This window comes from Mucilaginibacter gotjawali (assembly GCF_002355435.1).
GTDB classification, from domain to species: Bacteria; Bacteroidota; Bacteroidia; order Sphingobacteriales; family Sphingobacteriaceae; genus Mucilaginibacter; species Mucilaginibacter gotjawali.
Genome location: NZ_AP017313.1, coordinates 23926 through 44053 on the forward strand (window position 1 = coordinate 23926; position 20128 = coordinate 44053).

General features: G+C 43.0%; 14 protein-coding genes and 1 pseudogene. All 15 read left to right on the forward strand.

The features are described 5' to 3' along the window. The first annotated feature begins 32 nt into the window (after positions 1-32). The 15 genes and pseudogenes from MgSA37_RS00145 to MgSA37_RS00220 all read left to right on the forward strand — a co-directional run bounded on the left by MgSA37_RS00145 (position 33) and on the right by MgSA37_RS00220 (position 20051). Positions 33-410 (forward strand): hypothetical protein, encoded by a 378-nt coding sequence (locus MgSA37_RS00145; protein ID WP_157750358.1) that lies wholly within the window; start codon positions 33-35, stop codon positions 408-410. Positions 411-419: 9 nt separating this feature from the next. Continuing rightward, positions 420-755, forward strand: a complete 336-nt coding sequence (locus tag MgSA37_RS00150; RefSeq protein ID WP_096349262.1) for a penicillin-binding protein — start codon at positions 420-422, stop codon at positions 753-755. 81 nt (positions 756-836) lie between these two features. Then, positions 837-1106 carry a hypothetical protein gene (locus tag MgSA37_RS00155; protein ID WP_096349263.1) on the forward strand — a complete coding sequence of 90 codons (270 nt, stop codon included), beginning with the start codon at positions 837-839 and terminating at the stop codon, positions 1104-1106. Between the two features lie 3 nt (positions 1107-1109). After that, positions 1110-1388, forward strand: a complete 279-nt coding sequence (locus tag MgSA37_RS00160; protein WP_157750359.1) for a hypothetical protein — start codon at positions 1110-1112, stop codon at positions 1386-1388. Then, entirely contained in the window at positions 1385-1669 is a 285-nt protein-coding gene (locus MgSA37_RS00165; RefSeq protein WP_096349265.1) for a hypothetical protein, read from the forward strand. Before MgSA37_RS00160 ends, MgSA37_RS00165 begins: the two co-directional genes overlap by 4 nt. Before the next feature lie 34 nt (positions 1670-1703). Continuing rightward, on the forward strand, positions 1704-2132 hold the full coding sequence (locus tag MgSA37_RS00170; RefSeq protein ID WP_096349266.1) for a very short patch repair endonuclease: 429 nt from the start codon (positions 1704-1706) through the stop codon (positions 2130-2132). A 68-nt stretch (positions 2133-2200) separates the two neighbouring features. Further along, entirely contained in the window at positions 2201-3790 is a 1590-nt protein-coding gene (locus MgSA37_RS00175; protein WP_096349267.1) for a DNA cytosine methyltransferase, read from the forward strand. 100 nt (positions 3791-3890) lie between these two features. Continuing rightward, positions 3891-5099, forward strand: a complete 1209-nt coding sequence (locus MgSA37_RS00180; protein ID WP_096349268.1) for a hypothetical protein — start codon at positions 3891-3893, stop codon at positions 5097-5099. A gap of 128 nt (positions 5100-5227) precedes the next feature. Then, positions 5228-8815 (forward strand): ORC-CDC6 family AAA ATPase, encoded by a 3588-nt coding sequence (locus MgSA37_RS28505; RefSeq protein WP_172885275.1) that lies wholly within the window; start codon positions 5228-5230, stop codon positions 8813-8815. 1 nt (position 8816) lies between these two features. After that, a complete protein-coding gene (locus MgSA37_RS00190) occupies positions 8817-10304 on the forward strand; it encodes an ATP-binding protein (RefSeq protein ID WP_096349270.1) in 1488 nt (495 codons plus the stop codon). Beyond that, positions 10301-13045: a Z1 domain-containing protein gene (locus tag MgSA37_RS00195; protein WP_096349271.1), complete on the forward strand. Its 2745-nt coding sequence runs from the start codon at positions 10301-10303 to the stop codon at positions 13043-13045. The genes MgSA37_RS00190 and MgSA37_RS00195 overlap by 4 nt, the downstream gene beginning before the upstream one ends. Further along, positions 13042-14021, forward strand: a pseudogene (locus tag MgSA37_RS28920) (PD-(D/E)XK motif protein). Before MgSA37_RS00195 ends, MgSA37_RS28920 begins: the two are co-directional and overlap by 4 nt. Positions 14022-14026: 5 nt before the next feature. Further along, complete coding sequence (locus tag MgSA37_RS00210; RefSeq protein ID WP_096349274.1) at positions 14027-16402, forward strand: AIPR family protein; 2376 nt, start codon at positions 14027-14029, stop codon at positions 16400-16402. A 222-nt stretch (positions 16403-16624) separates the two neighbouring features. Beyond that, positions 16625-18811 carry an ATP-binding protein gene (locus MgSA37_RS00215; RefSeq protein WP_096349275.1) on the forward strand — a complete coding sequence of 729 codons (2187 nt, stop codon included), beginning with the start codon at positions 16625-16627 and terminating at the stop codon, positions 18809-18811. After that, entirely contained in the window at positions 18795-20051 is a 1257-nt protein-coding gene (locus tag MgSA37_RS00220) for a hypothetical protein (protein ID WP_096349276.1), read from the forward strand. Before MgSA37_RS00215 ends, MgSA37_RS00220 begins: the two co-directional genes overlap by 17 nt. Positions 20052-20128: the final 77 nt, after the last annotated feature.

Here is a 20128-nt window from a genome sequence, read left to right on the forward strand (position 1 = left end):
GCAATCCCCCCTTAAAACTTAAAATGAAAATCATGAAGATATTAAAATCTTTAAACAACATACAAAAGGCAAAATTACTGCACGACCTATTTTCCGATGAAATACCTGATTTTCTGAAATTCCTGAAGGGTGAATGCGAAAACATAAAAAGCAACGCCATGCAGATAAAAGCAGACTGGAAATCAAATCTGTTTACCGCAGAACGCTGGATCAACCTTCCAGCACAAACTTTTCAAACGATAGAAAAGCACCAAAATGATTTACAGAACAGCGGCTATTTATTCAGCGAACAGCTTTTTTCAGGGTTCGGGGCAGCCTTCCTTTCTCATCATCTCTGGCAGTACACAGAAACGAAGGAATACACCGTCCCTAAATTTAAAATAGCAGTAGACCTTTTTATTAATCCTTAATTATCTGGAATGACACGGGCAAACATACATATCACATTAAGTGACGGCACGAAAATAAAGTGTGTTGCGGACAGCAGCAGCGCACCTGAACAGGGATATATTGTGGAAGAATTAATCCTTCCGCTTTTATCCCTTAATAACGGCGATGAGGAATTAAAAATGCTAAAGGAACACTGTACCATGGGTGAACAGCGGATTAATGCGGATTACCGCTATCTGATCGACCTGAAGGCGAAACTGGTTTCTTTGTTTGAGGAGCATTACTTCTACAAAACCGGAAAGTTTATAAAGGGGCCTGATATTACTGACAGATATGATAAATATCTCATCATGCTGAAATCCTGACTACACGCAAAGTAATTGACACCGGGGGAAATATACCCGGTTTTTTAAAACATTAACACGCTAATTTTAATAAATTTGTATATGAACACACTTATGCCAACCCAGCCGGGCCAGATATGTAAAATAGTTTCAGCAATCCCTGACCTGGAAGCCGAAGAAGTATTTATCGTAACAGAAAACCCGGCGGATTTTGAAGATGAGGATGAAATCAGGGTGGTAAGTCTGACCCAACTGCAACGGAATATTGGAAACCCGGATAATGCAGAACGCATATCTGTTGCAAAAAACGAACTCGTAGTTGTAGCGGAAAATCTGGAGGCCTACGTTAAGTCATGGAACGTAAAAGAATAAGTTATGGAAATTATACATGCCCATAAGAGTTATTGGAAGGAATATGATGTTCTCTATATGACAGCAGTGGAAATTGAAGCAGTGGAACTTTTATTGCTTATCAGCCGGCTTGAAAGATGGGACATTATTGAATGGCTGATGTGGAATGATCCTAACGGAATATACAGCGATGAAAGTTCGCTGAGGGAGTTCGGGGCAGTAATGACTAAGGAAGACGGAACTGAAATAATGCTGCGGCAGGCAGAAGAAAACAGGGTTGTTAAAAATTTGAAATTACTATGATACAGGAAATAAATAATCTTAATGATGTTGCAGGATTTATGCACAACCTCGTGGAGGAAGGTGTAAATGCACATCCTGATGAGCTGTTTGAAAACTATGTAAAAATAGAAACAGGTGAGCCATCTTTTTCAGCCGGAGAGGCCGCTTTCAGAAACCAGCTTATGGAAAAAAGCTTTGAGATTTGCGAGCAGCAGGGAATCGATATCTACAGTTTTATGCAGGAGATATTTTTGATTGATACCGGCCTGGATAAATATATCCCGCTACCGTCACAAAGCTGATCTGTTACCGGCATCCAATTTGCATCAATACTGCATGACTGACGTTCATACAAAAGAAACAAGAAGTTTCAATATGTCCCGTATCCGCAGCAAGGATACAAAGCCGGAACTGGTGGTAAGAAAATTCCTCTTTTCAGAGGGATTTCGTTATCGTCTGCATGATAAAAAGTTGCCAGGGAAACCGGATATAGTTCTTCCTAAATATAAGACCGTCATATTTGTTCACGGATGTTTTTGGCATGGTCACGATGGATGCAGGTATTATGTAGTGCCCAAAACACGTACCGACTGGTGGCTCAATAAAATAAATACCAATAAACTGAAAGACACACAGGCAGAAAAAAAGTTGCTGGAGTCGGGCTGGCATGTGCTAAATGTCTGGGAATGTGGACTTAAAAGCCAGGTAACAGATCGCACGCTTTCCAGTCTGATGGCCGCAATCATCTCCGAAAAAAACGAATAATCCCTGCCGATTACCGTTGACTAAAGAATTAAAACTTCCTATCTTAGACCTTTTACTTATTTTAGCCAATGCCTTTTCCAATCATTGATTTATTTGCGGGGCCGGGTGGATTAGCGGAAGGGTTTAGTTCACTGACTGACGGTGCAGGAGAACGTGTCTTTAAGATTAAATTGTCCATTGAAAAAGATACCGATGCGCACCAGACGCTTACCCTGCGTTCGTTTGTCAGACAGTTTCCTGTCGGCCAGCTGCCGGCCGAATACTACCGGTTTCTTGAAAATGAGCTGACACTTTCGGACCTCTACAGAAGATATCCCGTTCAATACCGGGAAGCGGCCGCTGAAGCATGGCAGGCCACCCTGGGTCTTACCCCGGAACCTGAAATTGACGAACGCATCTCCACGGCACTGGACGGTGAAGAACCGCACTGGGTGCTGATCGGGGGACCTCCCTGTCAGGCTTACTCCAACGTAGGGCGCTCCCGCGTAGGGGGTATTCATGAGGACGATCACCGCGTATATTTATATAAGGAATATCTCCGAATCATCGCCCGGCATCATCCTTCCGTATTTGTGATGGAAAATGTGGAGGGTCTGCTTTCGGCTACAATTAACGGCGAAAGGGTGTTTGGATGGATGTTAAGGGATCTGCGTGCCCCGGCAACGGTTTTCGGCGATCTTAATGCACCAGGTTACCATATCTATTCTCTCGTAACAGAAAATGTGCGCAAAGATTCTGATTACCTGATTAAAGCGGAAGATTACGGAATCCCGCAGAAAAGACACCGGGTAATCCTGATCGGCGTGAGAAATGATATCGCAGACCGTCCCGCCACATTGCATAATGCTGCCGAAGTGACTCTTCAGTCCGTTATCGGCATGTTTCCAAAAATCAGAAGCGGCATGAGCAGAACTTTTATCCGCAGTGAAAACATCATAAAAGAAGACGGCACTATCAAAAAGAAAAGATTTTATACCAAAGCAGCGGATTCACCGGAAAACTGGGCTGAAATAACCGGAAACTTCAGAAATGATATTGTGGAACGTCTTGCTGTTGAATTGCCCGATGCTCCGGACAATGTTCCGGAAAATACTGGCAGGCAATATATGCCATACCGGCTGCCCCTGATCGCGGCGGGCCACCCGCTGGCTGGCTGGTATAATGATGAACGGTTGACTGGAATCACCCATCACGAGTCAAGGAGTCACCTTACGCAGGATCTCAAAAGATATCTCTTTGCGGCTTTATATACCCGGAAAAACAAAAAGTTTCCGAAACTCAATGATTACAAATTATTTGATGAGGATCTGCTGCCGGACCATGATAACGTTTCATCAGGAAAATTCACGGACAGGTTTCGTGTACAGTTACCGGACAGACCGGCGACAACGGTAACAAGCCACATCAGCAAGGATGGTCATTATTTTATTCATTATGACCATGTGCAGTGCCGGAGCCTCACCGTCAGGGAAGCCGCAAGAATCCAGACTTTTCCGGACAATTATTACTTCTGCGGCAGCCGGACCGAGCAATTTCACCAGGTTGGGAATGCGGTGCCACCTTATCTTGCCTTTCAGATCGCGGAAATTGTAAACGATATGTTGATGCGAAATATAGCACCAGACATACAGGAAGCAATACTGGCTGATCTGAGATAATAATATTTATTAAATATTATTCTTTGCTTTATAAACAAGGTGAAAAGCCTGTATATTTAGTTGCTCTTTCAGCCCTTGACCTTTTCTAATTTAATAACCAATGATAAATAATGCTTCAAGCGTTACTTCTGAACAGCTGATTAATACCTTCCTGGCAGAAAAATCTTCAGCAAGCATGCTTAATCTGACAGCGCATGCCAAAATAAACGATCTTGAAGACGAGGCTATTGTCAAACTTGCCCGTGGCCTGGCGGAATCCGGCACGATAATCAGCGATATAGCAATACCGTTATGCGATATTCCATCAACAGGAGGCCCCGGATCGCTTTCAACTTTACTGTGTCCTGTTATTTTAAAATTACTGGGTAATCATATACTTAAATTAGGTGTACCGGGTCGGCCAGCCGGAGGAATTGATGTGCTTGGCCAGATCAGCGGCTACGAAACAAACCCTGACCCCGGACAGCTGAGGTCCTGGCTGAGTGAAAATAAATATGTCCACTTTTTGGCTGATCAGCGTTTTGCGCCGCTTGATGCACAGCTATTCAGCTTCAGAAAAGCAAATAACAGCCTGCATATTCCGGCACTCGTGATTGCCTCGCTATTGTCAAAAAAAGTTGCCATGAATCTAAAATATATCGGACTGGATGTACGTGTTTCCCCTTTCGGAAACTTTGGTGCAGACAATGTCGCGGCGAAAGAAAATGCAGCACGGTTTAACAGAATTGCCGGGCGGCTGGGTATAAAATCAGTATGTTTCCTGACCAATGGCGGCATACCTCAGCAGCCATATATCGGCAGAGGCGAATCTATACTTGCTTTAAAGCATGTGTTTGGCGGGGAAAATGCACATCTGAACCGTCATTTTGGGTTGCTGCTTCAAATGGCTGTCACCGTGAGTGCAAACAAAAACATTACCTTCACGATGAAAGACGCCGAAAGGGCTTTTTTTGAAAATGTAATTACCCAAGGCGGTGACCGCGCATCTTTTTATGAGATTGCAGTGCGCACGGAGAAAACACATATCTATCAGATTAAAGCGCCCCAAAGCGGTTTTCCCGAAGTCAACCTTCGCCTGCTGCGGGATGCTATAGTAACAATCCAGCATCAAATTTCCGGTGAACGGTTTTCTGATCCCTGCGGAGTCATCCTTGCAAAGATGCCGTACGAGTTTATCAGCGCAGGCGAAGTACTGTGTACCTACCGCTGCGAAGCCCCGTATCTGGAAGAATTTGCTGGAAAACTTGAAGCTTGTTTTAATATCACTGGCAGTTCTTCTGCTGTAACCGATTTAGAAGTAATTAATTAATGGAAAAATACAGCTGTTTTAACTGCCCCGGTAAAGACTATTCTTTAAAAAATCTTACTGATCTCTGTCCGACCTGCGAAAATCAGTATGGCTTTCCTCTGGATTATTTTCCTGATACCATCGCTGGAATGAAAATAATCAAATCTCTGGCCAGAGGGTTTTATGGCGCAACTTATGTGGGCGAGTTTTCTCCGTTTGGAAAGCTGAAGGTTAAAAAAGTTATCAAAATAATCCCCGTTGCTTTATACAAACTACTCAATAAAGATTTTAAACTGGAATGCGAAAATCATCTGGAATTAGCGCAAAACTCCAATCACGTAGTAAATATTGACCCCAATATTTATCATGACGACATCGAGGTAACATTTACCAACGGAATCACCATCCACTGCCATGTCATCGGACTTGAATATCTGGATGGTATCACGCTTAAAGACTTTTTGCTGCAGGATGAGATTCCTGCAAGAACAATCGCTCAGATTTCAATAGACCTGATTACCCTGCTTCAGGAACTTCGCAACAACGAGAAATATCATAATGATCTGCATCCGGGCAACGTGATGATTGAAAAACTGCCCTCATCCAGAACACGCCTTGGTGAGATCGATGAAAATGTCAGGGTAGTGGCGATTGATCTTGGTTCTGTCGACCAGAAAACGAAAAGTCACGATGATTCTGATCGTGTGGGCGATTTGCACTGGATTGCACAATGCCTTAACATGCTGAGCCGGAGAATAACGGATAATCCTGATAAGTATGATGAAAAGGACTGGCGGCTAGCCTTTTTGCTGGAAGAAAAAGCAGATTTTTTAAAGCCGGAGATTATTCATCAGAAACAGATTACCTATAAAGACCTGATTAACCAGATCAAGGACACCTTTTACCAGCATACAAACCCGTGGCAGGCAGAACTTAAATTAAAAAGCTTTGACGACGCGGTCAATGCACAGTCACTGAGCCCCTGGTTCATTTCATCCCTGTTTGTTGATAAAGACGATACCTGGACAAGCAGCATCAGCATTAAAGGCCCGCAGGTCATCGCGGGTATGCGGGGCTGCGGAAAAACCATGTTGTTACGCGCACTGGAATTTCACGCCCGGTTAATGCCGCAAAATACAGAAGAAACAAACGATAGTACCAAGGTCATTAACCGGTTAAAATCAGAAGGCTATATCGGACTATATGTTTCCTGCGTAAAATTGCTTGACTTTAACGCACTCGACGGCAATGAGTATAAGGAAATATTTGAACCCTATTCTAAGCTTTTAATAGGTTATGCCATTCAGTCCGTTCATGTCATCAGACATTTAAGGGATTTAAAAGGCGATACTGTCCGGAAAGATTATTTTGTACATATAGCTTCTGTACTCTCCCATTTAATCAGCAACTCCGCTGAACTAAATGATGTTACCAGTGATTACGACCTCGAAACCAAACTTAAAAAATACCTGAATTCATTGAATGATGGGCAAACCGAATACAAGGTTACCATACATCCTAAAATTGCATTTCCGCAGCTGGCAGAAGCCATCAGGAAAGCATCTGAGATTTTTGCCAACTCTAATATATTTTTCCTGCTGGATGATGTCTCCACACGATATCTAAATGATGGGAACATTATCAAACTGGTTTCAGAGCTGTTGTTTCAGGATGAGACCTGCGCCTTTAAATTCACTACAGAAGCGCAAACCCTGGAAATGGTAATTATGGCGCCGGGAAGTCAATCTCAGGCAAAAATAGGCAGAGACTATTCAATTTTTGATCTTGGTGCGGAAGTAAATAAGATAATTCACGAAGATCATCATGAGGGACAGGCCTTCATAGAAAACATCTTGTTAAAAAGAGCTCGGTACTTTCCACTGCATCCCAAAAACCTGACACCTTCTGAGATTCTGGGAGATGCCTCGCTGATATCAGTAGCCGAAGATATTGTCAGAGAAGCGAAAGCTTCAGAAAAAAAAGGTATTTATCATGGTATATCAGCACTCACCGCGGTCTGTGTTGGTGATCTCGGAGATGTTATAGCCTTATACGAACTGATACTCCGCAAGGGCATTGAAGCAAAGAAGTTTCCCATCGATGCAAAAACACAGAATGCATGTTATCTGGAATTATGTAATTCCAGATTATATGATCTGAACAGAAGAGACACCCGATACCTCGATTTTGTAGAAGGATTTGCCAATGCCTCACATCACTTACTGGTACAGTCCGCTATCAGGAAAGCAAAAGGCGAAGTAGAACGGTTCAGGCAGTACACCTCAATATTTATTAATATCACTCACGGAGACACCGAAAATCAGTACCGCCAGGTAAGACAGCTGATCGATGCCGGAATTTTCAACCTCCAGGGAGGTCCGGAAGCTTCCCGCACCAACCGCCAGGGACTGAAACCACAGCAACAGTTTAAACTCATTTTCCGGAAACTGTACGGCGTAAGTAAGCATATGGGCTTATCCAGCGCTGACCGGTTCGAGATCTCCGGACCGGCACTGGAAGAATGGTTGAACAATCCCAAAAAAGGCAAAGAAATTCTGATTAAAAACCTTAACCCCATTGCTGATGATCAGATGGATGAGCTGATCAGGGAAACCGCGCTTCCCGAAGAGCCGGGAAAAACAGATGGTTCCGATAATCAGCAGCTTTTCCTTTTTGGCAGCGACCTGCAGGAAGAACCTGTAAACAAAGTGCTGCCTGATTATGAGTTTACTTTCAGCAAGCTGCCAGCTATCGCAGAAGTTGACAATTCTGCATATTTTGAATTAAAAATCGATGTCGCTATCATCGGTCTGGGATTTGAGGAGGCAACTTTACAGGCAGCGAAGAAAGTTAAATTACTCCAACCTGAAAAAGTAATTTTCATAAAATTCTCAGAAGAAGGGTACTCCGGTGAAATTATGGAAGAGTTTTCTTATCTCTGTGATGATCAGAAGGTGATTACCGAAAGCAATACCTTTAAAGATCATCTTGCCCTGCTGGAAGGCAAAATGGTATTAATCGATATTACCGGTCTTCCCAAAGCAGTCATATTTGATGCTATAAAAAATTCATACCTTAAGAATGGCCGGTTCTGTTTTTCCTTGATGAATCCGGCGCAGGAGTATCCACTGGATGAAGAGGTACAACCAATCCTAGACGTGAACAACATGAATGATTCTTCCATTCTTTTAAATGACATGTCGGGTATCGTAAAGGGGGAAACAGGGCCCTACGCGCTGATCAACCTGCTACCCCATTATACCAACATATCCGATCCCAGAGTTTTGTTTTCCTTTGCTTCAGCCAAGCATGAGCGCTTGTATACGTTGATTGCCGAACGGGACTACGAAAAGATTAATGTGGTTGTTTCCAATGGCGATACTGCAAGAGAAAAACTTTCCAGAATATCCGCTGAATTTTCCCTCAGACAGTTTAATTCTGCCGTGATCCACTATACCAATCAGAATAATCTGGATGAAACACTAACACAGCTGGCTAAAGACTATTATGCGTATTTCATACTTAATAATTTACATTTTGAAATCGCTTTGACAGGAAGTAAAATCCAGTCAGCTGCTGTAGCTATTTTCTCTTCTGTATTTAAAATATCACAGTGCTGGTACGTAAGACCGGCCAGCTGGGATACAAAGAGATTTTCGATAGGTTATTCCGATTTTAAAATATTTGCTGTCACTCAAAAGAACGGGACCAGTAAACCAAACCCTTTAAATAATTAAAATGGATCTCGAAAGTCTGAACGCTTACGCCTCTGAAGAAGCCCGGCCAAAGCCAAAAGCTACCATTAATTCCTACCGGTCGTTTGGTTATACGCTGCAAACGGCAGTGGCAGACATTGTTGATAATAGTATTTCAGCAGGTGCTGTCAATATCTGGATAGATTATTTCTGGGCGGGCCGAGATTCGGGGTTGGTCATTACTGACGATGGTACCGGGATGGATTTAATGGAACTTGTGGATGCGCTGACGCCGGGTAGCAAGGACCCTGAAAGTGAACGTGGAGAAAATGACCTCGGAAGGTTTGGCATGGGCCTGAAAACCGCGTCATTTTCACAATGTAAACGGCTAACGGTAGCGACCAAAAAAGCACAGCAGCAAATCGTTTACAGATGCTGGGATCTTGACTATGTCAATAAAGTTCAGAACTGGATTCTCCTGAATTACCTGTCACAGGAAAGCATGACCGACCGGCTGAATAAATCCGCTCAGGGTACCGTAGTCATCTGGGAAAAGCTGGATAAACTTGTTGGAAACGCAAGCAGTGAAAATGATGCTGTACGCAGGATTTTTCAAAAAGAAATGGAGTATCTCGAAGTACATCTCGGGATGATATTTCACCGTTTTCTGGAAAACAAAAAAATTAAACTATGGCTGAATAGCGTGCGCGTCGAACCCTGGAATCCTTTTATGCTTAAAGCTGGCTCGGTCATGCTTGGACCGGAATATCTGGGTAAGGGTAATACGGAAGTGCGGGCGTTCATTCTGCCGCACATGTCCCGCCTGGATGAACAGCAGCGTAAGACCGGACAAGGACCCAAAGGTTGGTACGAGCAGCAGGGTTTTTATATTTACCGTAATCAGCGGATGCTGGTAGCTGGCGACTGGCTGGGCATGTTTACCAGAAACGAACATTCGAAACTGGCTCGTCTGAGCATTGACTTTACCAATGATCAGGACCATGAGTGGGTACTGGATATTAAAAAATCCACGGCCAAACCACCCGTAGAGCTTAGAAAAGATCTGGCCAGGCTGGGAAGCCTAGCTGTAAAGGAATCAGCTAAGGTTTATAATTTCCGGGGTACAGTTTTGAAAAGAAATCCCGAACTGCCGGAATTCGAATTTCAACCGGTGTGGAAAGCGGAAAAAACACGGGAAGATGGTATAAGTTATACGATCAACCGCGCTCACCCGGTTATCAAACAACTGACAGGCGATGATTCGGAAGAAAAAAGCAACATCAGTCAGTTGTTAAAGCTGATTGAAAAGAACATTCCGATTGAAACTATTATTTACTACCAGAGTGAAGATCCTGGCATACATGAATTAAGAACTTCCGGCACCGCCCCCGATGACGCAGTGATCGCGCTCGCCGTGAAACTTTTTGACGCGCTCATAAAACAGGGGGTTGGAAATGAAATCGCTGTAAAGCAAATTCTTAATATAGAACCGTTTAATCAGTACCCACAACTTATCGAATATCTAAAATGAGTGATTTATTTGAAGCCGCAAGGAATGTAACCCATATATTTCTGGCATCCTATGACAAGATTACCAAGGCTGTTATAGAAGCAGAAGTAGAAAACGCCTTAGCGATTCCAAATTACAGCAACATTGATAAATCGAGACTGATTGATCAGCTGGTAGCTGATTACGAGGTTTACACCGGTGATGCAACCTTTCTGGTTAATGACGATATCAGACCCTGGCTCGCGGACAAAAAGGGCATTATTAAAGACTGGCCTTTGTGGGATCGTTACGCGGCACACATGAAGTCGAATGATCCTGGTTTTCCCGTTCGCAGCCTTGATGATTTATCTGATAAGATCTTGGACAAATGTGTTGATCCGTCGGTACCGGGGAGCTGGGACAGGAGAGGGATGGTAGTTGGTCACGTTCAGTCCGGCAAAACCTCCAACTTTATCGGTCTGATTAATAAAAGCGTGGACGCCGGTTACAAACTGATCATCGTGATCGCAGGTATCCACAACAGTCTGAGGAGGCAAACCCAGCTCAGGGTGGACGAAGGTTTTATTGGCAGGAAGAGTGCGGATTTTATTGAACAGCATAAAAAAGTAAAGACAGGCGTGGGCTTATTCAGCGTCAATACGGAAATATACAGTTATACTTCATCGGCAGAGGACGGGGATTTCAAAAAAGCCATTGCAGAGCGCCTAAATGTACCGGTCGGCGGCAAGAATCCCACCGTACTAGTGATTAAAAAGAACAAAAGCATCTTAGAGAATCTGATTGAATGGTTGTCCAGATTTGCAATCGAAACAGACGAGGGAACCCTTAAAGTTATCAATATACCTTTAATGGTTATTGACGATGAAGCCGATAACGCTTCAGTCAATTCCGGTAAGGACATCAATGATATCCGCACCATTAACCGACTGATCCGTACCCTGCTAAACTTATTTCAGAAAAAATCATTCATTGGCTACACAGCCACACCGTACGCCAATATCTTTATTCCCGAAGCCTGGAACAGCGATCTGGAAACTACAATCAGCGGAAAGCAGTTCCTGGTCGGGGAAGATCTGTTCCCGAGGGATTTTATCGTTAATATTCCGGCACCCTCCAACTACATCGGAGCAGAAAGGATTTTTGGTTACGAGAACCCGGAAACAGGAGAGGGCTGTGAAGGACTGGATATTGTCCGACTGGCAGAAGATCAGGAGCCATATTTTCCGGTAAGTATCAATAAAAAGAACAAGGATAATCTTCCCGACGATGTACCCGCATCGCTTTATGAGGCCGTGCAATGCTTCATTCTGACGTGCGCGATCAGAAAACTTAGAGGACATGAAACCAAACACAATTCCATGCTGGTTCATGTAGCGCTGTATGTAAAATGGATAGACAGAATAGCCAAACTTGTCGATGATATCATGGATGATTACCGTGGTCAGATTAAATCCGGAAAAGGAAAAATATTTACGCAGCTGGAAACATTATACAAAAGAGACTTTATACCGACCACCATAAAAACTTTAGCAAACCTGCCTGGCTATTCAGACCCGGCTATTGTTATTCATGACTGGACAGACGTTAAGGCGCAGCTAAGAAAGGCTGTACTTAAAATAGAAGTGCGCGCTGTTCATGGCACTAAAAATACCAGCCAGCTTGATTATCATAATGTGGCTGAAATCAATTATGACTTAAATAAAAAAACGGGGTTGTCTGTAATTGCGATTGGTGGTAACCGTCTTGCCAGGGGAATAACACTCGAAGGACTTTCTGTCAGTTACTATCTCCGGACATCGCGCATGTATGATTCCCTTATGCAAATGGGCCGCTGGTTCGGCTACAGGCCCGGATATGTTGATTTGTGCCGGCTTTATACTACAGACCTGCTGATCAGGTGGTACCGGCATATCACGGTGGCCACGCAGGAAATGCGTGCGGACTTTGATGAAATGGCTGCCCGTAATAGGAGGCCAAAGGATTACAGGCTGAAAGTCCGGACGCATTCCGGTTTGCTGAGCATAACTTCAGCTTCCAAAATGCGGCTTCATGAAAAAATCCAGGTCGGATTTTCAGGAGCGGTTAAACAGACCTACGAGTTTCCAAGAGATCCTGTGGTCATAAAGAAAAACTGGGACACAGTAAAGGCACTGATTGCCTCTTTGTCGGCGCCGAATACCAGTCAGCCTAACAAACTATTCTGGACCGGAGATATAGCAGAAACGGTCATTGGCTTTTTAGAAAGCTATCAGACGGAACAACCAAATATCCGGCAGGATATTCTGGGCGGTTATATCCGTAAACAACTTAAAAAAGGAAATCTGATGAACTGGGCGATAGCTATCCGGTCTAACACTCAGCCGGAAAATTCCTTTGATGTGGAATTTAAAGGTCTCGGTGTTACGAAGATAGGATTAACAGAACGCGGGGACGTAGGCAAAGGAAAATTCTATGAACTGTCCAAGCAGAATATTCAGGATCCGCCTGACACTTATTTTGATCTGAATCTGAAACCAGAAAAAGGAAAATCCAGTGTTTCAAAAAAGCTTGTTCACCAAGCACGTGCGGAAAGCGGGCGTGCCCTTCTGGTGATCTATCCGCTTGATCCGGCTAAAATAGATGGCGTTGGCAGGCTTCCGGTAACCGGGTTTTACCTGGCCTTCCCAAAAATAGCCAATGAAGAACTGGTTGAATTTGCGGCTCAGGTTAAACCCGGCTTTGAAGATACGCAGGAAGATGACGATAATGACGAAGAAGTATGAGTTATGGCGTTGATCTTATATGGGACAGTCAGGCCGGCGACAAGCAACGGTTTGTTAAAGTCAGAATCGATGAGATTCCGGCTATTCAATGCTTCGTTGCGACAAACGGGATTACCCGAAACCGCTCTTTCCTGATTGACTTTTCAGCCGAAACTGTCCTTCCTGAATTCAGGATTCAGCGTTTCAGGGGAGTAGAAATTCAAATCCTTCCTTTGGCGGATCTGCGGGAACTGGCTATTATTCTTATGGAAGACAGCCTTTCGGGCGTTTTTTGCCTGCTGACCGAGGATATATTAAAAGAAATTGCTGAGTGCGCTACAGTCACGGAAGCGATAGCGGCAACATTCAGAGTGATCAGTTCATGGAAAAGAATGTTTGAGAATCTTAACCTGAAAGGTTTAAGTGCTGAACAGCAAAAGGGACTATTCGGGGAACTGTATTTTTGAAGCAACTAACACAACAGGGTGTTGATTATCAGGTTGCGCTTGATTCCTGGAACGGTCCGGATGCTTTAAATCAGGATTATATCATCAATGGCACCGGCGTGGAGGTAAAAACAACAGCAGCAAACCATCCGTTTGTTCAGGTATCAAACGAACTGCAGTTATCTGCGCAGAATCTGTCGAAGCTTTTTATTTACCTTGTTGTTATTGACGAAAGGAAGGGGCACTTGCTTACATTGAATAGCCTTGTTTGTGAATTGCGCCGGGTTTTTGAATCATCAGATGAATTAGCCGATATGTATAATGACAAATTGCTAAAGGCGGGCTATGAAGATGAACATTACCGGCAATATGAAAATAGGGAATACCATATAAGGGATATCAAAATATACAGCGTCATAGAGGGCTTCCCATGCATCACTCCCCGGATTATCCCAGAAGGCGTTCATCACGTTACCTATCAGATCGATACTTCCGCATGCGCTGATTTCAAAGTTTCCCCGGAAGAACTATTTGCAGAAATTTCTTATTAAGCACTATGGAAGAAAATTTAACCGTTGTCAAAAATGTAAACTTTGAACTTGATCAGTATCTGCATAACCTGTTCCATGAGATACAGTCACTGGTCTACGCTGACGGACAGGGCGTTTTAAAGGAGGACAAGTTTACCGAATACATGCTGGACCAGCTCTCGGAAGCCGGCGAAACAGAGGGCATGGTGATCTGTAATTACGCCAAACCAAATGACAGGGGCAACATAGAATTTAAAATCAACGGCTATGCAATACGGGATGGGTTTGAAACACTGGACCTTTTTATCACCCATTACCGGGACACCAATGATTTATATAATGTGAAAAAAGCTGAATTTGAAGACCTGATCAAATACAGTACAAAATTTGCAAATGCCTCTATTAAGGGTTATCTGGACGAAATCGATCCTTCGCATACTGCTTGGTCGCTGGCGAAGTTGATCCACGATCACTATAAAACGTTTGACAGAATAAATATTTTTCTGCTATCCAATGGAAATATTGCCCATGATCCGCCGTCAAATTTCCGGCTCAAAAGTTTCGAAGACCTTAAAATCATATTTCACGTATGGGATATCGAGCGGTTTCACCGCCTTTCCCAGTCAAAAGATAACCGGGAACCAATAGAAATTAAGTTTTCGGAAATATATCCGGAGTCGGTACCCTGCCTGAAAATGCCGGTTGACAATGAAGTTTATGAATGCTACCTGGCTATACTACCCGGGAAAATACTATCAATTCTGTATGATAATTATTCAACAAGACTACTGGAAAGCAATGTCCGGGCCTTCCTGCAACAAACTGGCAGTATCAATAAGGGAATAAGAGATACGATCAGGGGTGATAAGCCTTATATGTTTCTGCCTTATAATAATGGGCTGGCCGTAACGGCATCCGAGGTGGAAACTGAACTCCAAGAGGGTCAGCTGACGCTGAAATCAATTAAGGATTTCCAGATTGTAAACGGAGGTCAGACGACCGCTTCGCTGTTTCACACGGAAAAAAAGTATAAGTTAAGCCTATCCCAGATTTATGTTCAGATGAAACTTACTGTGATCAAAGATCATGATCTCAAAAACCGGGAAGTGCCGAATATTTCGAAGTTTGCTAACAGCCAGAATAAAGTTTCGGATCTGGATCTTTCATCCAACCATCCTTACTTACAGCGCATCGAACAGTTATCGCGAACGACTTATGCCATAGATCCCGATGACCATAACAAACAGACCATCTGGTTTTTCGAACGGGTGAAAGGGCAGTATAAAGAGCTTTACAACAAAGAGCCGAATAAAAACAAGCAGGAAGCCTTTAAGATCCGTTACCCTACCGATCAGAAATTTGTAAAATCCGAAATTGGGAAACTAATGAATACATGGAACCGCCTGCCCTATCTGGTGTCGTTGGGAGCGGAAAAAAATTATCCTAAATTTATGGAAATGGTGGAAAGGGATTTTGCAAAAAAAATGCCAGGAAGGGTATATTATCAGGACCTCATCGCCAATGCCATTCTGTTTAAAAAAACGGAGGAGCTTTTCGGGCGGAAAGGTAAAGATCCGGTTGGAGATACTAATATCCGTTCATTTGCGGTGACATACGCTCTGGCCTTGCTTTATCATCTCACGGACAACCTCATCGATCTGGGTAAGATATGGAATAAGCAGAGCGTCGATGAAAATCTACAAACAGAAATCACAAGACTTCTCCGGCATGCTTACGTTTATCTGATCAGTTCGGAAGATACATTGGTAAGTGAATTCGCCAGAAAAAAATATTGCTGGGAAGATCTGGTCAAACTTAAATTTGACCTAAACCGGGACAACCTCAAAGGATATCTGTTAACCCCTTCGGAGTTTGCAGCGAGATATTCGGAAGAAACGGATAAAGTTAAAGAAGCAGAGCATTACCAGCAGACAGAAAAAATCACACAGTTGGGTCTTGCTTTCTGGGACGGCTTATCAAAGTGGTTGCTAACAAGAAATGATTTTACCACTATTCAGAAAAATTTCGCGGCCAATATTAAAAGCAAGATTTTTAAAATGGGCGCATTAAGTGAAACCGAAATCAGACAGGGCTTATCGATTCTGGACCAGTTTGACACCTTGCGTGTCACTTCAGAATATATTGTGTCTTTATCTGGATATCAGGATATTAAATCCGTAAACACATCCGAAATCTATAACCGGTTGAATTTATTAAATGAAAATGATTGGAGCAAAGTGATCGACGTAGGGGGGCAGACAAATGTTTTGAATTTCAATGAGATAAGTGTAGTTAAAACCGTGATAAAAAAATTAAAACAGGGAGAGCAGATTGATATTAAAAGATTGTCTGTTATCAATCAGTGCCTGGATAAAATGAAAAAGTTTGGAATGAAGTTTTAATTATCCTAACTACTGGCGTCGAATCGAGAATGTTCCAAAGTTGTAAATACGGAAACAGACCATATCATGCGCTGTTCCAATTGCCGGGTATACATGCGTAGAATAAAATACGAGATAAATTGACATTAATTATTAAAATGTCTCCGAAAAAAAATAAACTAAAGAAAAGGATGTAATTTAGTTTAATCATATGTTTACAGATCTAAATCAGCAGGACAATTCATGAAGGCGTCTTCAAACAAAAACTTTTTTCAGCCAAGAGCCAGGTTACTGCTGCAGCTGGGCGATAAGCTCATCAAAAATGAGAATGTCGCTTTGCTTGAGCTGATCAAAAACTCCTACGACGCGGATGCAAAAAAGGTAACTGTAAAACTCGAAAGGATTACTGACAAGAAAGGAGGGCGGATCGATATTACTGACGACGGCGAAGGCATGAACATTGACATTATCGAGAATGTCTGGCTTGAACCCGGAAGTGATTATAAGGCCCAGCTTCTTGCGAAAAATCAACGTTCAAAAAAATTTAATAGACTTCCTATCGGTGAAAAAGGCATCGGCCGGTTCGGCGTTCACAAGCTGGGCAATAAAATAGAGCTGATCAGCAGAAAGGAAGGAGAAGACGAGGTTGTGGTACGTATTGACTGGAATAAGTTCAGCGAAGAGAAATACCTCAAGGATGCCCGGTTTGAAGTCTTTATCAGGACCCCGGAATATTTTCTGCGGAACCGTAAAGGAACAAGGATTATTATATCTGATCTGCGGACGGACTGGGATAAACGAATGGTCCGGGATCTCTACAGGGCTGTCTTTACTTTAAATTCTCCCTTTAAAAAGTCCGGTGATTTTACAGTAGATATCAACATTGATGATAAATCACTCGTGGAAGGATTACCTACTTGGGATGACATCAAAAAATTTGCCCTCTGGCATTTTAAATGTAAACTTTCCGGAACAACTATCCGCGAATTTAACTATGAATTTTCGCCATGGGAGTCTTTACCCGAACTCGAAAAACGCCAGGTAACGCAGGAAGAGGATTATATTCAGGATAATGAAACTTTTGTAAAAAGAGATCCCGACAATCCTAAAAAGGAAGTCATTATAAATCTGGCGAAAAACTATGGTTCAGAAAAAGAGCCGAAAACTATCGGAGAGATCACTTTTGAAGGATATATCTTCGACCGGGATAAACAAACACTGGAACTGGGTAACCAGGCCGGAATAACGCTGCTGAAACAATATCTCGATGAACAGGGCGGAATCAGGGTGTACCGCGATAATATCCGTATCAACGAATACGGCGAGAAAGGGAACGACTGGCTGAATCTGGATATGAGAAGGGTAAATGTTCCGGCAAAACGGATAAGCAATAACCTTATTCTGGCCGTAATTGATTTGAAAATTGCGGAAAGTACCGCCTTAATTGAAAAGACCAACCGGGAAGGATTTATTGAAAATGAGGCCTTTTATGATTTCTGCGGAGCGATCCTGCATACGATAAATCTTGTCGAAACGCTCAGGAAGATAGATAAAGATCAGATCAGGAATAAGTACAATCCGACCGAACAGGAGGAACCGGTATTACATCATTTAAATGAGCTTCACCTGCTTATCGAAAAAAGAATAGAGGACGAGCCCCTCAAAGAAGAAATAAACAAGCATCTGCAGAAAATTGAGGATGACTATAATTTTATCAATGAAACGCTGCTGACCAGTGCCGGAGCCGGCCTGACACTTGCGGTCGGGATTCACGAAGTTCAGAAGGTCATCGCTGAGTTAACCCTGGCTGTTCAAAGAGAGCAGGTGCCGGACAAAATCCTCGGTCTGGTAAACCATCTTGACCAGTTGATTGAAAGCTACAGTGATCTTCTGAAACAGGCCGACACTAAGGAAGAAGATGTTGTCAAATTCCTTAACGGAGCTACTTTTAACGTAGGGTACCGGATGGAAGCACACCATATCGAACTGATAAAAGCCTATAGAAATTATAAAGGCAGTCACATGATCTCTTGCAGCCGGCGCCTGCTTATGGGAGCAGTGATGAATGTAATTGACAATTCCATACACTGGCTGGAGATCAAACGTCAGCGGCTCTCGAAAACCAGTGAAACGTTTGATAAGAAGATATATATTGATGTTCTTCATAATGAGCCTGGTTATCTGGAAATTGTAATAGCCGATAACGGGTCGGGATTTACCATCCCGAAATACCAGCTGACCAAACCTTTTATATCGGCTAAAAATAATGGCATCGGACTCGGGCTCCACATCGTTTCCGAGGTGATGAAGGTTCAGGAAGGGTCCGTCAGATTTCCGGAAGCCAATGAATATGATTTGCCGGCAGAATTTCAACGGGGCGCAATTACGGTACTGAAAATTAAACTCTTATCACATGATACTTCCGAATAACGGGAAAGTAATTGTTTTTGATGACAAGGTTGAAGATGTCAGTGGCCTGTTATCTATACTTTCCAAAGAAAGAATACCATACCTCTATTACCACGATGAGTATGGTGACGACCTGCCGGAAAAGCCGGTTGAAAACGTCAGACTGGTATTTCTGGACCTGGAGCTGGTCACCAATAATCCTAATCCCAGAAATATAATCGGGCCCATTGCCCAGCGCCTCAAACAAACGCTTATGCCCCATAGTCTTTATATTTTAATCTACTGGAGCACAAAGGAGGACAAATACCGGGCTGAACTCGAAAAAGAATTTGAAAATGGGCTGAGCGATTTTAAACCGCTTAAAATACTCAGCCTTAACAAAGCCAAAGCGAAAGAAGACGGGCTGGAATATATACGTACCGAACTGACGAAGGAAATAAAGCAATTCAGCGCTTTAAACGCATTTATGCTATGGGAGTCTTCCGTTAACAATGCGGCTGGCTCAATAACCAATCAGATATGCTCCATCTTTTCAAAGGACGGGAAATGGGATACCAATATGTCCGGAATGCTGCATCAGCTGGCTAAAGGACAGGCCGGACATGACGCTATAAAAGGGCTGGATAGATTTCAGCTTCTGGAACTTGCTGTTGATGTGATTAATACCAATCTGATTGAGTCCGTCGAAAAAAATTTTCAGGCAGTAAGCCGGACGATCCATCTTGAAGAAATAAGGCAGGCCGGAAGCGGATTGTCGGATGAAGAGCGGATGAAACTTCATACCAAAATCCATCTGCTTTCTTCCGACGCCGGGTTTAAGCATTTTTATCCAGGCAACCTTTACATTATGGAGCTTAACGGATTAGGCAGGGAAATAATCCAGCGTAATATAAAAGAAGAACCTGCGAAAACTTTAAAAAAGGAAACGACCAGGCTGATTTGTGTAGATCTTACTCCCGCCTGTGATTACGCTCAGGAGAAAAACTATTCACGTATGGCTTACGGGATACTTACCCCAAAAGAGATTTTGAGAAAACATCTTCGTGACGGCGATTACCGGTATGATGGATGTCCCGTCATGAAATTTGATGACTATTCTTTTATATTGATTGATTTTCGCTGTGTCAGGTCTTTTACGAACGAGGAGTTTTTATTTAAATTTCCCGACGCTCCCAAGTATCGCTTAAGAAATAATCTTCTTCTGGATATTACGGCCCAATTGGCTAATCATGTAAACCGTCCGGGTATAATTACGATTTGATTCAACAGCTCAATGAATAAATCCCTTTTTTAAGTCAAAAAAAACAGTTAAACCAAGAAAAATAAAATAGCACCTGA

Excerpts from the sequence above, each read along its gene's own strand:
- MgSA37_RS00145 (WP_157750358.1), top strand. The coding sequence starts at position 33 with ATGAAGATATTAAAATCTTTAAACAACATACAAAAGGCAAAATTACTG.
- MgSA37_RS00150 (WP_096349262.1), top strand. The coding sequence starts at position 420 with ATGACACGGGCAAACATACATATCACATTAAGTGACGGCACGAAAATA.
- MgSA37_RS00155 (WP_096349263.1), top strand. The coding sequence starts at position 837 with ATGAACACACTTATGCCAACCCAGCCGGGCCAGATATGTAAAATAGTT.
- MgSA37_RS00160 (WP_157750359.1), top strand. The coding sequence starts at position 1,110 with ATGGAAATTATACATGCCCATAAGAGTTATTGGAAGGAATATGATGTT.
- MgSA37_RS00165 (WP_096349265.1), top strand. The coding sequence starts at position 1,385 with ATGATACAGGAAATAAATAATCTTAATGATGTTGCAGGATTTATGCAC.
- MgSA37_RS00170 (WP_096349266.1), top strand. The coding sequence starts at position 1,704 with ATGACTGACGTTCATACAAAAGAAACAAGAAGTTTCAATATGTCCCGT.
- MgSA37_RS00175 (WP_096349267.1), top strand. The coding sequence starts at position 2,201 with ATGCCTTTTCCAATCATTGATTTATTTGCGGGGCCGGGTGGATTAGCG.
- MgSA37_RS00180 (WP_096349268.1), top strand. The coding sequence starts at position 3,891 with ATGATAAATAATGCTTCAAGCGTTACTTCTGAACAGCTGATTAATACC.
- MgSA37_RS28505 (WP_172885275.1), top strand. The coding sequence starts at position 5,228 with ATGAAAATAATCAAATCTCTGGCCAGAGGGTTTTATGGCGCAACTTAT.
- MgSA37_RS00190 (WP_096349270.1), top strand. The coding sequence starts at position 8,817 with ATGGATCTCGAAAGTCTGAACGCTTACGCCTCTGAAGAAGCCCGGCCA.
- MgSA37_RS00195 (WP_096349271.1), top strand. The coding sequence starts at position 10,301 with ATGAGTGATTTATTTGAAGCCGCAAGGAATGTAACCCATATATTTCTG.
- MgSA37_RS00210 (WP_096349274.1), top strand. The coding sequence starts at position 14,027 with ATGGAAGAAAATTTAACCGTTGTCAAAAATGTAAACTTTGAACTTGAT.
- MgSA37_RS00215 (WP_096349275.1), top strand. The coding sequence starts at position 16,625 with ATGAAGGCGTCTTCAAACAAAAACTTTTTTCAGCCAAGAGCCAGGTTA.
- MgSA37_RS00220 (WP_096349276.1), top strand. The coding sequence starts at position 18,795 with ATGATACTTCCGAATAACGGGAAAGTAATTGTTTTTGATGACAAGGTT.